The 15,136-nt window shown below is 48.1% G+C and carries 13 protein-coding genes; 10 read left to right on the forward strand and 3 right to left on the reverse strand.

Annotated elements, in window-relative coordinates; genetic code table 11:
• The first annotated feature begins 1 nt into the window (after position 1).
• The 3 genes from R7Z78_RS03165 to R7Z78_RS03175 are packed head-to-tail and all read left to right on the forward strand — an operon-like array spanning position 2 to position 4,203.
• Positions 2 to 1,207, forward strand: a complete 1,206-nt coding sequence (locus tag R7Z78_RS03165) for an MFS transporter (RefSeq protein ID WP_064369565.1) — start codon at positions 2 to 4, stop codon at positions 1,205 to 1,207.
• On the forward strand, positions 1,179 to 3,008 hold the full coding sequence (locus R7Z78_RS03170) for an IucA/IucC family protein (protein ID WP_104976381.1): 1,830 nt from the start codon (positions 1,179 to 1,181) through the stop codon (positions 3,006 to 3,008). The genes R7Z78_RS03165 and R7Z78_RS03170 overlap by 29 nt, the downstream gene beginning before the upstream one ends.
• On the forward strand, positions 3,001 to 4,203 hold the full coding sequence (locus R7Z78_RS03175; RefSeq protein WP_104976380.1) for a type III PLP-dependent enzyme: 1,203 nt from the start codon (positions 3,001 to 3,003) through the stop codon (positions 4,201 to 4,203). The genes R7Z78_RS03170 and R7Z78_RS03175 overlap by 8 nt, the downstream gene beginning before the upstream one ends.
• An 82-nt stretch (positions 4,204 to 4,285) precedes the next feature.
• On the opposite strand, the gene R7Z78_RS03180 is transcribed toward R7Z78_RS03175, so the two are convergent.
• A complete protein-coding gene (locus R7Z78_RS03180) occupies positions 4,286 to 4,732 on the reverse strand; it encodes a DUF302 domain-containing protein (protein WP_017634511.1) in 447 nt (148 codons plus the stop codon).
• Between the two features lie 227 nt (positions 4,733 to 4,959).
• On the opposite strand from R7Z78_RS03180, the gene R7Z78_RS03185 reads away from it, so the two are divergent.
• From R7Z78_RS03185 to R7Z78_RS03210, 6 genes are all read left to right on the forward strand, one after another.
• Positions 4,960 to 6,951: a peptidase U32 family protein gene (locus R7Z78_RS03185; RefSeq protein WP_104976379.1), complete on the forward strand. Its 1,992-nt coding sequence runs from the start codon at positions 4,960 to 4,962 to the stop codon at positions 6,949 to 6,951.
• Positions 6,952 to 7,056: 105 nt separating this feature from the next.
• Positions 7,057 to 7,302: a DUF3297 family protein gene (locus R7Z78_RS03190; RefSeq protein ID WP_005374689.1), complete on the forward strand. Its 246-nt coding sequence runs from the start codon at positions 7,057 to 7,059 to the stop codon at positions 7,300 to 7,302.
• Between the two features lie 225 nt (positions 7,303 to 7,527).
• Positions 7,528 to 8,238 carry an ABC transporter ATP-binding protein gene (locus R7Z78_RS03195; RefSeq protein ID WP_017820083.1) on the forward strand — a complete coding sequence of 237 codons (711 nt, stop codon included), beginning with the start codon at positions 7,528 to 7,530 and terminating at the stop codon, positions 8,236 to 8,238.
• Complete coding sequence (locus tag R7Z78_RS03200; RefSeq protein WP_033906622.1) at positions 8,225 to 10,735, forward strand: ABC transporter permease; 2,511 nt, start codon at positions 8,225 to 8,227, stop codon at positions 10,733 to 10,735. The genes R7Z78_RS03195 and R7Z78_RS03200 overlap by 14 nt, the downstream gene beginning before the upstream one ends.
• Positions 10,735 to 11,859 (forward strand): lipocalin-like domain-containing protein, encoded by a 1,125-nt coding sequence (locus tag R7Z78_RS03205; protein ID WP_033906621.1) that lies wholly within the window; start codon positions 10,735 to 10,737, stop codon positions 11,857 to 11,859. The genes R7Z78_RS03200 and R7Z78_RS03205 overlap by 1 nt, the downstream gene beginning before the upstream one ends.
• 103 nt (positions 11,860 to 11,962) lie before the next feature.
• Positions 11,963 to 12,229 carry a DUF2999 family protein gene (locus R7Z78_RS03210; protein ID WP_004746427.1) on the forward strand — a complete coding sequence of 89 codons (267 nt, stop codon included), beginning with the start codon at positions 11,963 to 11,965 and terminating at the stop codon, positions 12,227 to 12,229.
• Between the two features lie 110 nt (positions 12,230 to 12,339).
• On the opposite strand, the gene R7Z78_RS03215 is transcribed toward R7Z78_RS03210, so the two are convergent.
• Together R7Z78_RS03215 and R7Z78_RS03220 are read right to left on the reverse strand one after the other, a co-directional pair.
• Positions 12,340 to 12,927, reverse strand: a complete 588-nt coding sequence (locus R7Z78_RS03215; protein WP_104976377.1) for a GNAT family N-acetyltransferase — start codon at positions 12,925 to 12,927, stop codon at positions 12,340 to 12,342.
• Positions 12,928 to 13,018: 91 nt separating this feature from the next.
• The gene (locus R7Z78_RS03220) at positions 13,019 to 13,879 is read right to left on the reverse strand and encodes a helix-turn-helix domain-containing protein (protein ID WP_104976376.1); all 861 of its coding nucleotides are present in this window, start codon (positions 13,877 to 13,879) and stop codon (positions 13,019 to 13,021) included.
• Between the two features lie 184 nt (positions 13,880 to 14,063).
• Here R7Z78_RS03220 and R7Z78_RS03225 point away from each other — a divergent pair, with 184 nt between their 5' ends.
• Positions 14,064 to 14,963 (forward strand): AraC family transcriptional regulator, encoded by a 900-nt coding sequence (locus R7Z78_RS03225; RefSeq protein WP_042522251.1) that lies wholly within the window; start codon positions 14,064 to 14,066, stop codon positions 14,961 to 14,963.
• Positions 14,964 to 15,136 lie beyond the last annotated feature (173 nt).

The following is a 15,136-nucleotide window of genomic DNA, read 5'->3' on the forward strand; positions in this document are numbered from 1 at the left end:
TATGACCAAACTCATCTACAGTGTGTTGTTGTGCCACTTTATCGCTGCGTTTGCCGCGTTAGGTATGCCGCTATTTCTACCCGTCGTGTTGCCAACGTTAGGCGCAAGCATTGATGCGGACTGGGCAGGGGTATTGTTTATCCTACCTACGTTTTGTACTGCGTTGGCGGCGCGATTTTGGGGCAACTTTGCCGATCGCTACGGTCGCCGCCGCTCACTCTTGCGTGCGCAACTTGGCCTTGCAGCAGGGTTTGCGCTGTGCGGCTTGGCAGACAACCTCGCCATGTTTGTGTTTGGTCTTATTGTTCAAGGAACCTTTGGCGGCACCATGGCCGCCTCGAACAGCTACTTATCTAGTCAAATTAAAGAAGCCAAAACACTCGGCAAGTCACTCAATAAAACCCAACTATCTGCTCGCTTGGCGCTGATCGTTGCGCCTATTGGGCTCGGCTGGAGCTTGTCAGAGACCAACCCGCTCAACGCGTACCTTTGGTTATGCGTTTTGCCTTTGATTGCGATGGGCATCACGCTAACACTGCCTGCGGATAAACCTGCCGAACGAAACCTCGAAAAGCCAAACTCAGAACCTCAGCAAGAAAAACCGGTTGCACAGAAAAACGCAATGCATGCCATTCGTTGGATCTTCTTTGCTCAATTCGGGTTTGCGTTTTCTATGGTGGTGACCTTTCCTTATTTCTCGCCGTTTGTGCAGCAATATGGCATCACTAACCACGCATGGATCGGTTTTTTGTACGCACTGCCGCATGGCGTCTATCTGTTGCTGGCAGGAAAAATTCACGTGTTGTCAGATGGGTTGAATCGCCATCAACCGCTGCGCACGTTGTGGCTTGGGTTTGCATTGCTTGCCGTGAGCTCTGCCTTGCATTTGATTGCGTCCGAAACCGCACTCATTGCTGCGAGAATTATCTTCGGCATCGCGATGGTGTGTTGTTATCACGGATTGCATCAGCATCTTGCGAGCAATCTGGATCGCAAACTCAGTGGCAAAGTATTTTCTCGCTTTGATGCCATGTCCAAATGGGGTGGCGTGGCAGCGGGATTTTGCGCTTCTTTCATTTCTAGCTTGGGGCTACTTGAGGTTCCTTTCCTACTTTCTGCGATAGTCAGCGTAATCACCTTGATCGCGCTGGTTCTCCACTCAAAATTTGGAAATCAACATGTTACAAACTCAATACTCTCAGACTAGCGAGTTACGCGCGCATGAGGTGCAGCTCAATCGTGAGAAAGCCCAACTCAACACGATAATGGGTGTTCTTAATTGTTACTTACGAGAATTTGCGCTACCGAATCAACAAGTAGAATGGCACTACCAATCGACATCGCTACCCCAAACGTTAAAACGCAACTATTCCGCAAAACAACGGGTAGCCGTTCATCTGTCTCAACAAAATGGCGTATTGGTTTTGCCGATTCACTACGCGAGCAAACTGGGCAAAATCAAATTGGCAGAACTGCCTTGGGCGAAAATGCCGGGATCTAGTTGGGCGAAATTGGATGCCACGCAAACTCTTACGCTTTTGCTTAACTATCTCAAGCAGGTGTTGGCGATCCCATTTAACCATGAGCTGATCGAACAACTGGAAAATAGCGTGCTGGTTACCGAGCAGTTTCTCAACGTCGCGCCCAAATCGCATCACAACGAGTTTATCGCTTCGGAACAGTCTCTGATTTGGGGGCATACTTTCCATCCGACCCCAAAAAGTCGTTCGGGCGTCACCATGGATGATCTCTTGGCGTTTTCTCCAGAAGTCGGCGCGCAAGTCCCGTTGTACTGGTTTGAAGTGGATACGTCCTTACTTGATGTGCTGAGTTCCGACGGAGAAGCTAACCCTGCGCAACGCATGCTACAACAGCTCGCGCCACAACACGCCACCAGCGATGGGAAGACCCTCTACCCTTGTCATCCTTGGGAAAGCTACACCATTTTGAGTAACCCAAGCGTGAAGCGTGCCATTGAACAAGGCAAGATCACGCCACTGGGTTTAGGTGGTGAAAAGATGCAGCCGACCTCTTCAGTTCGTACTCTCTACCACCCTGACATGGACTGGTTTGCGAAATTCTCCATCAACGTACGATTAACCAATTGCGTGCGCAAAAACGCGTGGTACGAACTCGACAGCGCCGTGCAACTCACGTCGATTCTCAAACCAATTAGAGAAAACGAACAGCTGCACAACCCCGTATTTAAAGTGATGACAGAGCCTTACGCCACCACGTTGAATCTAGAAAGTGTCGCTGAGCACAACTGGGACGACAACACCAAAGCACGCGAATCGTTTGGGATTTTGTATCGCGAAAATTTCTCGCTGAGCGAAGTCGACATCTTGAAACCAACCCTCGCTGGCGCTCTGTTTGCTTACGACAATAACGGCAACAGTTGCATTGCTCAACGCCTTAAAAACAAAGCGCGTCCTACGCAAAATCGCTATTCCGACATCGCGACACTTTGGTTTGAACGCTATTTGCATTGCCTGATCCCGGGCGTATTTAATTACTACTTCAAACACGGGGTGGCGTTTGAGCCGCATTTGCAAAACACCCTGATTGGCTTTGAGCAAGAGATGCCGTGTTGTGTTTGGATTCGTGATTTGGAAGGCACTAAATTACTGCCGGAGTTCTGGCCAGCAGAAACATTAACTGACTTGTCTGAACGCGCACGACAATCGGTTTACTACAGTCGCGAACAAGGCTGGAATCGCATCGGATACTGCACCTTTATCAACAACATCAGCGAAGCGATTTTCTTCATCGCAGAAGGTGATGAGCCACTAGAGCAAACGCTGTGGAATGCGGTGCAAAGTGCCATTGTGCATTGGCAATCAGTGAATGGAAAACAACCGGAACTAGAAACGTTGCTAAATGGCGGTCACTTCCCAAGCAAAAATAATTTCACCACGCGTTTGATGCAAAAAGCCGATAAGGAGTCGGGCTATACCCAAGTCGCCGCGCCTTGGCAGCAACACGAAAAAGGATCGCAACATGTCTAATTCACTCTCTCTACCGACACGCGTTTGCCAACAAGTTCACACGCTCGCACAGCAGCAAAGTCAACCCTTGTGCGCGTACGTGTATGACCTAAGCGCCTTAGAAGAACACATCAAACAACTGCGTCACGTTTTGCCGAAAAATGTCGAGCTATTTTACGCAGCTAAAGCCAATCCATCGGGCCCGATTCTCAAAACGCTCGCGCCGTATGTCGATGGTTTTGAAGCGGCATCTGGCGGGGAGTTGGCACACCTCCACCAGCAACAACTCGATAAACCATTGATCTTCGGTGGCCCAGGAAAAATGCCAAGTGAATTGCAACAAGCGATTGAACTTGATGTCGATGCGATTCACGTCGAAAGCCTCACTGAGCTGCAACGCATTGGTGCGCTAACCGAGCGCCTCAACCGCCCTGCTTCGATCTTTTTGCGTATGAACATCGATATTGGCGACATCACGCTCAGCAAGTTGGCAATGGGCGGCAAGCCGACTCCGTTTGGCTTGGACGAGTCCGAACTGAGCAATGCTTTGATGTTGCTGCGCGATTTCCCGCAAGTGTCACTCAAAGGCTTCCATTTTCACTTGATGTCGCATCAGCTTGATGTTGAACGCCACTTAGCGTTAATGCAGCGCTATTTCCAAGTCGTGAAGGCGTGGCAGCAGGAGTTCGAACTCGGTGAGCTGATGATCAACTTGGGCGGCGGCATGGGCATCAACTACCAAAACCCTGAGCAACACTTTCCGTGGATGGAGTTTTGCGACAAGTTGGAATTCCTCATCGCTAAAGAGCAAGTGCAAGATTGGACACTGCGTTTTGAATGCGGACGTTTCATCACGGCGGCATGCGGTTATTACGTGATGGAAGTACTGGATATTAAGCAAAATCTTGGCGAAAACTTTGTCATCGCACGCGGGGGAACTCACCACTTCCGCACGCCAGCGGCGCAGAGCCATGATCATCCATTCGTCATCCTGAAAAGCGAGCAACACCACGAGATTTCTCACCCAATTCAGCATGCACAAGCAACTTTTGTCGGCCAGCTTTGTACGCCCAAAGATGTGCTGGCACGCAATCAACACGTCGCCCACGTCGATATTGGTGATTATGTTGTGTTTACCTTAGCGGGCGCCTATGCGTGGAACATCTCCCATCAAAACTTCTTGATGCATGAACCGCCGATCTTCCACTATTTCTAAACGGCATACTTCGCTTTACTCAAGCCCCAATCATTGGGGCTTTTTTATTCTTCAACATAACAAGCAGCCCTAATACTGCACCCTACTTCGCCGCCGCGTGGGTTAAATTGCCCAGCACGCCGCTGATTTTGTTCAATACCTCGTCACAGCCTTCAATATGATGGCGCTGCTTTAAATACATCGGATCGTTGTAAGCTAACCACGTTTTGCCTTCAGCATCTTCATACACCAACACTTTTTGGGGTAAATCGAGCGCCACCTCCTGCGCACAGATCATCAGTGGTGTGCCCACTTTAGGGTTTCCAAACACGATAACTTCAGTTGGTCGCAACGTCATATCGACTTTCGTGGCATTCTCTTGATGGTTAATGCGCGCAAAGACGTTCAACCCTTTTTCTTGCGCGATAGCGACAAATTTATCCGCCGTATCTTTTGCTGAATGTGTGCTCGCAACGGTTACCACGCCCTCACCAGCCAACGCACTCAATGACGTCAACGCCACGACCAACCCGATGATTACTTTTTTCATTTGTCGTCCCTTCCTCTCTCTGAGTCGAAAACTAGATATAGAAAAACCAAGTGTAGGAAAACTATAGAAGTCAGATTCCGCTATCGCGAATTGCACTCTACCCACTCAAGAGTCGACCGTGTAACACGGATAAATTGATTCAGATTAATAAAGCATTAACTAGCCGAGCATCAAAAGCGTGAAATACGTAACATTTGCAGCCTATTTTAGTAAGAAAGAGAAAAGTAGTGACACGCGATCAATTTGAGTTATTAGCACCCGGTGGTGATTTAGATTCCATCAAAGCCGCCATTGCCGCTGGCGCCGATGCAATTTACTGTGGGCTCGACCGCTTCAATGCTCGTAACCGAGCGACCAACCTCACCTTAGATAACTTAAATGGCGTGTTAACGTTGGCCCATCAGCACAGCTGTAAGATTTTCCTAACGTTGAATGTGCTGATTTTAGAAAGTGAAATTCCAGCGATTGTTCGCTTGCTCAGCCAACTGAACACCACCAAAATCGATGGCGTGATCGTACAAGATCTCGGTCTGGCCTACATTCTCAAACATCACTTTCCCGATTTGGATGTGCACGCTTCAACGCAACTGAACACGCATAACGAAGGCCAAATCCTCTTTCTCAACCAGCTCACCGCAAGCCGAGTAAACTTATCTCGCGAACTTAACATCGATGAAATAAAACATCTGGCGCAATTTGGTCGCGAGCACAACGTAATGATGGAAGTGTTTGTCCACGGCTCATACTGCATCGGATTCTCCGGAATTTGCTACATCAGTTCAGCTCGCAATGGCGCATCAGGTAACCGTGGACGCTGTAGCCAACCTTGTCGCGAACAGTACGAAACGACCAAAACAGGCAACAACTACCCACTCAATATGAAAGACAACTCCGCATTTAGCGATTTAGAAGCGCTTGCTGATGCGGGTGTGTATTCGTTGAAAGTGGAAGGCCGCATTAAGAAATCCCACTACGTCTATACCGTGGTCGACAATTGGCGGCAGCAAATCGATCGCTTGTGCGAGGGTTTGGAACTCTCTGAAGACACCACCGAGTTATACACGGTGTTCAACCGCGATTTCTCTAACGCATTTTTGCAAGGTGATTTCGGCAAGGCGATGTACATCGACAACCCGCGCGACCACGCTGTAAAACATTTTTCGAAGGTTTATCAATGCCAGTCTGCTGATGATGTGCAAGCGGTGAAAAAGAAACTCTACGACGACAAAACCGCGATCATTGAGAAAGTGGCAGAGCAAACTAAGTCGTTCGATGTCACTTCGACACAAGTATCCGGCAGCAGCTTGAAAGGGTCGATTGATGTGCCAGCTCTGCCAGCGTTACCTCAACCAGAGCCTCGCCAAGGTGCGCCAAAATTATCGGTTCTGATCTCGTCAGCACAAGAAGCCATGCTGTGCGAATACCACGACGTTGATGTTTACTATCAATTGCCAATGGGGTTGTCTGGTGAACTGAGCGCGATGATTGAATTGTTCCAAGCCAACCCAATGCTCAAACCTTGGTTCCCTGCCATTTTTATTGGCGAAAACTACCAAGCCGCGCGCGTATTTTTGGAAACCATCCAACCTGAGTTGTCGATCACCAACAACTCAGGCGTCAGCATGATCGCAAAAGAGCTCAGCTTAGGCTGGGTGGCAGGCCCACAAATGAACACGGTGAACTCATACGCGTTTAAATGCCTTCAAGACGAGTTCGCTGCAAGTGGCGCGTTTATTTCTAACGAGCTGAATATGAAGCAGATGCGCCATATAAAGCGCCCGCAAAACATGCGCAGCTTCTACAGCATTTATCACCCGAACACTCTACTCACGAGCCGCCAATGTTTGTTTCAACAAACCGAAGGATGCCGTAAGGTGAAGGTCAACAAAAGTTGTTTGAAACGCTGTGACAAACGCACGTCTATCATCAACTTAAAAGACAATCCTTACTTGGTGCAAAAACAAAAAGGCAGCCACAATTCAATCTACAGCGAGCACAACATCTTAAACCTGCAAGTGCTGCACGATCTGCCGCAATTGTTTACCGATGTGTTGATCGATCTGCGTGATATCCAGACCGAAACGAAAGTCTCAGCAAGCAAACCTGAGTTGATTGACGCGTTCTTAGCTCTACTTGAAGAACACAGCGAACAAACCGTCCAAACGCTGAATGCCATGATTCAACCAACAGCCAACGCGCAGTATTTGAAGGGGTTGTAGGAGTTACTTGAAAGTTAAACAACGCATCGACTCTCAACATATCTTGAACACACACAGTGCACTGACTACAATAGCGCACTTTTTACGGAATTTAGGTCACACAAAATGACAGACACAGCTAAACCAGCTCTACCAGATCGCCTAGCGGGTAACCCACGTAGCCCATTCTTCATCAAAGAATGCTTCGAGCACCAAATCGGTATTCGTATCAACGGCCAAGAGCGTACTGACGTAGAAGAATACTGCATCAGCGAAGGTTGGGTAAAAATTGCTTCTCCTAAAGCAAAAGACCGTTTCGGTAACCCAATGCTAATCAAACTTAAAGGCGAAGTTGAAGCGTACTACGTGTAAGCTGACCACGCTGAATGTATTTGAAAGCTCGAGTTTGACTCGGGCTTTTTTAATGCCTGTCATATCCCTCCTCATTTAATCTCTTCCCTCTTCTTTTCAGTACAAGTTATTAAGAAATCGATGTAAATCGCTGTTTTTATCTGATTGTTGTCTAAAGTTTCTAAAGAACGAACAGCAATAAGCATTGCCAAAAGAAACGACACCTTTTGAATACAGGGAGAGGAAATGGAAAGCCCACTTGTCACACTCAAACACGCCAGCAAAAGCTTTGTCGATGGCAAAGAGACACATCGCGTGTTGGAAGGCGTCGACTTCACGTTGAACACAGGAGCGAGTGTTGCGCTGACGGGCGCAAGTGGCAGCGGCAAAAGTACTTTGCTCAATGTCATCGCTGGCTTTGAGCCGCTTTCCGATGGTGAGTTGTGGTTAGATGGCGATAACACGGCGGCTTGGAAAGACCCACAATGGAGCCGATTTCGACATCAAAAACTCGGTGTTATCTTCCAGCAATTCAATCTATTAACGCCGCTCAACGTGCAGCAAAACATCGCCTTCCCTCTGCATTTGAATCAACAGAAATGGAACGACTGGTGCGATTATTTGGTCGAGACTCTAGGTATCAGCCAACTTCTCGACAGGCATGTTTCTGCCCTTTCCGGAGGTCAACAACAACGAGTCGCGATTGCGCGCGCATTGGCACACAAACCTAAGCTTCTACTCGCCGATGAACCCACAGGTAACCTCGACCAAAAAGCAGGCTTGGAAGTGATGAAACTACTCAGTGAAATCACCACCCAAGGCAATACCGCCGTGCTCTTGGTGACCCACAGCCATGAATGCGCTGAATTTATGAAAGCACGGCTGCGATTGGATAACAGTCAGCTACAGAACAGCCATCAAGTAAACAAACATGAGCTTCACCATGAAGCAAACTAAGCCATCAAACAACAGATTCACTCATACTCGACTCGCCCTGAATCTGTTTGCAGCGCACTATCGGCAGGCGCCACTGCAAGCCGCCGCGATTCTGATCGGTATCGTGTTGGCTGTGACCTTATTCGTTGCGGTGCAAGCCATCAACCTCAATGCCAAACGAAGTTATGCGGAATCTACCGAGCAGCTTAGCGCACAAGCTCAGAACTTAATTATTCCACCAGCAGGGCAAAACTATCTGCCCGAGTCTCTTTATTTCACCCTTAGACAAAACGGGCTCAGTGCAGCACTACCTGTAATCGAAGGGCGAGTGAGAGACGAACAAGGGCGTCGCTGGTCAGTGCAAGGTAGTGAGTTGATTGCCGCAATTTCCTCACGTTCGCGCTATTCGTCAGAAAACCAACAAAACGTGTCTTTGTTCGACAGTGCTTTACCTTTACCTGAGCTTTTGGCCGGTAAGCCGATCGTGATGATGAGCCAATCTCAACATCAAAACTTAGGGGAAGTAGAAACCCTAACTCTGGATGACATTCCAACCCAAGTGGTGGTGCTACCAGACGAATGGCAGTTAGGTAGCCGAATGTTGATGGACATTGGCTTTGCCCAGCAACTGCTCAATAAACAAGGGCAGCTCAGTTACATTGCAGTTTTCCATTCGGGTGATAAAGGGGATAAAGACACGCAGGCAAATTGGCAGAAGCTGATTAGCGATCAAGGGCAATGGATTTCCAATAACCAAAGTACAGACCTTGGTTCGCTGACCGACAGCTTTCACCTCAACCTCACCGCAATGAGCTTACTCGCGTTTTTAGTCGGGCTGTTCATCGCTTACAACGGCGTAAAGTACAGCTTGCTGAAACGCAATCGGCTGTTAGTGCAAATTCAACAAGCGGGTGTTGCGCCGAGCATTGTGTTCTCTGCGCTGTTAGTTGAGCTCACTCTTCTCGTTACCATCGGCGCTTCCCTCGGTTTTGTGTTGGGCATACAGCTCAGCCATTGGCTGCACCCGACCGTAGCACTGACTTTAGAACAACTTTACGGCGCAACACTGCTGCCCGGCACTTGGCAGTGGCAATGGTGGGCGCAAGCATTGCTGCTCACGTTAGCCGCCACCCTATTGGCATGTTGGCAGCACTTTAAACAGCGAGTGCGCCAACCGCTTTCCTCTCATGGCGGATTTTATCAAGCACCTGAAGCCTCTAACGAAAACCAATTGTTTTTGATAGGTGCTGCGTTAACGATTCTTGCGCTTGCGGGTTTATGGCTGAGTGAGCACCACCGATTTACCATGGCGTGGCTCGGCGTGCTTGTGGTGTCGATTCCTTTGTATCTACCCAAAACAATCAGCGTATTAGCCAATTGGTGTGAAAAACGCACCAGTTCCGGTTTGATGCAGTATCTGTTTGCTGAGCTGCGCGAGCTGATTTCTCCGCTTTCTCTCGCCATGATGGCACTGCTACTCGCCGTTACTGCCAATATGGGGATGAACACCTTAGTGGGCAGCTTTGAATCCACCCTTAAACAGTGGTTAGAACAAAGGCTGCACGCCGATATTTACGTCAGCCCTGCGCAAGGAGAAATCGCTGATGTAGAGCGCGCATTAGGGCAGTTCGATAAGGTTGAGACCGTCTACAAGCAATACTACGTCGACGATAACCTGCAAGGCTTACCGATTTTGCTTGGCACCAAAGACAAAGACACCTTAGAACAAACCATGGTATTCAAATCGCACTTGGAAAACTTCTGGTCACGCTTTTATCAAGGTAAGTTAGTCGCGATCAGTGAACCTACTGCGGTCAAACTGGGTTTATCACTGGGTAGCGAGCTCACGCTTGATGCTGTTCCAGATAAGAACCTGCTTGTGGGTGCGGTATTCCACGATTACGGCTCACCCAACGGTGAAGTCTTATTAGCACCCAAATTATGGCAAGAGAGTGGCTTTACCGACCTGCCAACAAGCCTTGGTATTAAAGTCTCGGGTGACCCACAAATCGTCTACGAGCAACTGCGCGAGCAATTGAATCTGCACCCAAATCAGCTCTACGATCAGGCGCAAATCAAATCCATCGCGTTGGATATTTTCTCGCAGACCTTCGCCATTACCCGCGCACTCAACGGTGTGACTTTAATGGTCGCGGTGATTGGCTTGTTCAGTGCTTGTTTCATGTTACTCGACGCGCGTAAAGCCGCTATTGCAAGGCTGTATGCACTTGGCGTCAGCCGTCGTAAATTAATGACCATGGTGGTCGGACAGATCGTCGCTTTAGTCAGTTTTACGCTGGTTATTGCCCTACCTTTAGGAGCCATGGTGGGATATGTGCTGACAGATATTGTCACCTTGCGCGCTTTTGGTTGGAGCTTAAATTATCTGTGGAATTGGAGTGATGCGCTGAGCATTGCGGCAATCACCATCTTGGTGGCAGTGATCGCAACCTTGATTCCGCTGTGGCGATTGGTCAGTAAGCCTGTCGTATCCAGTTTGCAAAGCGAGGTGTTGTGATGGTTCGATTGGCAAGCAAGCTTACTCTACTCATAAGCAGCTTATTCCTATTCGGTTGTGAAGATGCCCAACAAAAAAATATGGGCACGCAAAATATGGGCACGTTGCTGGGCAGTGGAGATACACAAAGCGAGAGCAACTTATTCACACCCGTAGAAAAAGGGATTGAACTCACCTTCCCTGCAGACCATCAAGCACACCCAAACTTTCGTCATGAATGGTGGTACTTAACCGCTAACTTAATTGATGAAGATGGCACTCCACTTGGCGTCCAGTGGACACAGTTTCGCTTTGCTGCTGCGCCGCCAACGGGCGAAGATGACGTGAAGAAAACCGAATGGCAAGCTCAACAAATCTACATGGCGCACAGCGCAGTGACGACCGCAGACAAACACTACGCCGATGAAAAATGGTCGCGCGATCAAGCCTCTCTCGCTGGCGTCGACACTTCACCATTTCGGGTTTATCTCGATGATTGGCAGTGGACTTCTTCAACCACCGATCTCTTCCCTGCCACATTGAATGCAAACTCCGAACAGTTTGGCTATTCGCTCACTCTTACCAGCAGCGCACCGTATCAAAAACAAGGAGAGCAAGGGTACAGCACCAAAAGCGCCGATGGTCAGGTGGCTTCGTATTACTACAGCCAACCGTTTATTGATGTCTCCGGTGAAGTCACGATCGACAGCAAAACCCATCAAGTGTCGGGCAAAGGCTGGATAGACCGAGAGTGGAGCTCGCAACTCTTACTCGACTCACAACAAGGCTGGGACTGGTTTGCCCTAAGGTTGAGTGACGACACCAGCTTGGTGGTGTTCCAATTGCGAGATTCCAAAACCGGACAAGCCAGTTACTCCAGCGCAAGGCTGATGCAGCAAGATGCTTCTGGCATTGCTATCCCACAGAAAGACATTCAGCTAGAGGCGACTAAGCAAACAGAAATCCAAGGGCGAAAGTATCCAACCCAGTGGCAAGTGTCGATTCCTAAGCAGCAAATCGAGCTAACCGTTTCTGCACTCAACCCGAACGCGAAAATGCCGCTTTCAGTGCCTTATTGGGAAGGCCCTGTGCGCATTAAGGGCTCTCATTCTGGGACAGGTTATATGGAACTAACGGGGTATTGAAAAGTTGAGTGATTACCCCAATTATTCAGCTAGTACAAACACAGGTAACCGAGTGATACACTGCACCTCAGTGTCATCCAATGAATGATTGAAAGGAAATATGATGAACCCAATTATCGCCTTGCTGAAAGAGAACAATATCAGCGACGAACAAATCAACGAGATTTTTCAGACTCTGACGCAAAACCCTCTAGCGGCAATGGCAACAATCAGCCAACTAGGTTTGCCACAAGACAAGCTACAAATGCTGATGGCGCAAGTGATGCAAAACCCTGCGCTAATTAAAGAAGCCGTAGACGAGTTGGGATTGGATTTCTCAAAGGTTGAAGAAGCAAAAGAGAAGCTTCAAAGCCAAAACCAAGGCAACTAAGTGTTAGCCATTTAGCGCTGAATATAGAAAAGGCCGTTAACCCGAGCATGTGGGTTAACGGCCTTTTTTGTTGGCTACTTTGTTGTTAGCTACTTTTTGTCGGCTAATTATTAGCGATTTAAAGACGCGAATTGTTCTGCGGTTATGCCGTAATAGAGCTTGTCGTCAAAGCCTTGCGTTAGTTTGTAGTAGTCTTTCTGACGGCCTTCCTGAGTAAAACCATTTTTCTCTAACGTCTTGTAAGAGCCAGCATTAGAAGCGTAGCAATCCGCACTGACTTTATGGGCGTTTAGCTCAGTAAAGCCAATCGCGGTCATCATTTGGCAAGCACGGGTTGCAACGCCTTTGCCCCATGCGTAAGTAGGTAATTGATAACCCACTTCGTAGTTGCCAGTTAAGAACATCACTGCGGTCACTGCACACATTCCCATGTACTGACCTTGCTGGTCACGAATCACGAACGTTGGGCTATCTGGCCAAACACCGTCTTTGCTCGCTTGTGCCGTATTTTCAATAATAGGGTCAAAGAAGTCTTCATATAGGTTGTTGTCAGCAGGTGCGAAGAACAGATATTGATTGACCTTATCGTCGTTCAACATCTCGATAATATCTTGTAGATCAGAGCCTTGAATCAGTTGGATAGTCAACGATTCGTTAAATGGGATGGCTTCGCCTTGTTTTAGTTTTTGATATGACATGTGTTACCTCGTTATCTGCTGAAAATAGTAGCCCAGCGGATAAGAGAAAAATTGGATTTTTGCGACAACTTTCGGGCTGATTAGCAATGTATTACGACTCAAAATCGCCATAGATATCGATGGTTAAGTCGCGCTTTTTCAAGTATTTGCTTGGCGTTTTTCTTAGCTGCTGTTTGAGGGTACGAATCAAATGCGATTGGTCACTGAAACCAAATTGTTGTGAGAAACTCGCCCAATCAATCGCTTCTTGTTTGTAGAGGGTCAAAATCATCTGCTCCAGACGTGCCATTTGTTGATACTGCTTAACGCTCAGCCCCACCACTTGCTTGAAACTGCGCTCAAGCGTTCTTCGAGAACAGGCGCATTGTTTGGCTATCTCATCAATATCCATCGCTAGATCAGGTGAGCGTAGCGCTTGAGCGTCCATCACGGATACCGCTTTTTGCGATGCCAAAAACGGTTTGGTGCAACAAGGTTCGATATCTAACGCATCTAGATGTTGTTTGATGTAGTTCAGCAAACATTGCGGTGAATCTTGCAACTCTAGCTGCCATAACCCTTGTTGAAAGCACACATCAAACGCCGCGTTGAGCCAATCAAACCAATCGCATTGGTTAATTGCTGCTACTTGGGATGCATCACTAAACCGTGATTCAATGGCATACAGACCCTCTGGACGAAAGGTGATACCAATACGCTTGATGGGAGCCGTATCTTCCAACAACAGCAAATGCTCGTTAGCCGTTAATAAATGGCAGCCTTTGCCAGCAAGCTTTGTGTCTCCCGTGTCGTAGCTGTAGCCTTGCACTGGTGGCGTAAAGAGTAAATGAGCACGCGGGTTTGGAATAAGGTGCGGCTTGGGGTCAATGACTTCACCCTCTGGCACTTCCAAGTACCAAATTTGATGAATGAGCCATTCGTACTCTGGCAGAGACTGTTTCCAAGCTATCATGATTGTCCTAGCGGTTAGTAAAGATAATAAGCGCAACGTTTTTGCTTAAACATCTGCTCGTTGAGTGTGACTGATTGACGCTCATCTCGCCACGCATTTCTCACCCTGCTCCCTTGCAAGCTTGTTGGATTGCAGTAGGCTTTGAGCAGAGAATACAAGCTGAACAGAACAAGGAAATACCCCGATGCGCGTCGACTACCACCAACGACTGGTTCCTGTGATTCGCTTTTTAGAACAACACTTTAATGAACCACTCAACCTGCCAGAAGTGGCCGCGCTGGCGAACCTTTCTCCTTATCACTTTCATCGCACCTTCAAAGCCGTGCAAGGCGAGACATTGGCTGATTTCATTCGACGTTTGCGTCTAGAAGCCGCCGCCGATGACTTATTCAAATCCAAGCAACCAGTATTGAACATTGCCCTAGAGTACGGATTTTCTAGCTCACAGAGCTTAGCCAAAGCCTTCAAGCAACATTATGGCGTTACACCCACGGCCTTTCGTGACTGCGAAAACTATCAGCAGTTTTCTGAATTAGCACGAAACAGCAAGATTGGACACACGTTGCGCAAGAATGGAAACGAAGTGACACCAAGCGATTCATATACTGGCTCTGAACTCACCAAATGGAGCACGACAATGGAAACGCAAAACTTTGAAAAAGCAAAACTGGCTTACATTCGCGTAAACGGCCCTTACGGCCAAGGCTATGAAGAGCCATCAGGTCGCTTGTATCAATGGGCAGGAATGAAAGGTTTGGCAGGCAATACCTGCATCTTCATCTACCATGATAATCCTGAAATCACGCCAGACGAGAAGTGTCGCACTGATATCTGCTTGATGGTGCCAGAAGATACCGAAGTTCCGAAAGGCATTGAGCTGCAAGACTTCCCCGGCGGTCAATACGCGGTGATGCGCCAGCACATTACTGACCCGAGCCAATACTCAAAAGCGTGGGATGATGTCATGAGCAAAGTGATTGAATCCGGTATTGAGAACGACGACCGTCCTTGCTTTGAGCTTTACCACAGCTTCGACCCACAAACGCACCATGCAGACGTTAGCTTCTGCACCGCCATCAAATAAACCAAAAGCCTGCATCGTTGCAGGCTTTTTCATTTCTTACTCTGGTTGCTTAAATTCGTTCTTCCAAACGCTGTTTATCTTTTAATCCAATTACTTAGAGCACGAACGAATACCTCAATATTTTCGTGATCCTACTTCGCGTTTTGACCACGCGCGTTCATTCGCTCGGCTGA

Origin of the sequence: Vibrio sp. 1167 (assembly GCF_033340375.1) — a bacterium.
Taxonomy (GTDB): domain Bacteria; phylum Pseudomonadota; class Gammaproteobacteria; order Enterobacterales; family Vibrionaceae; genus Vibrio; species Vibrio alginolyticus.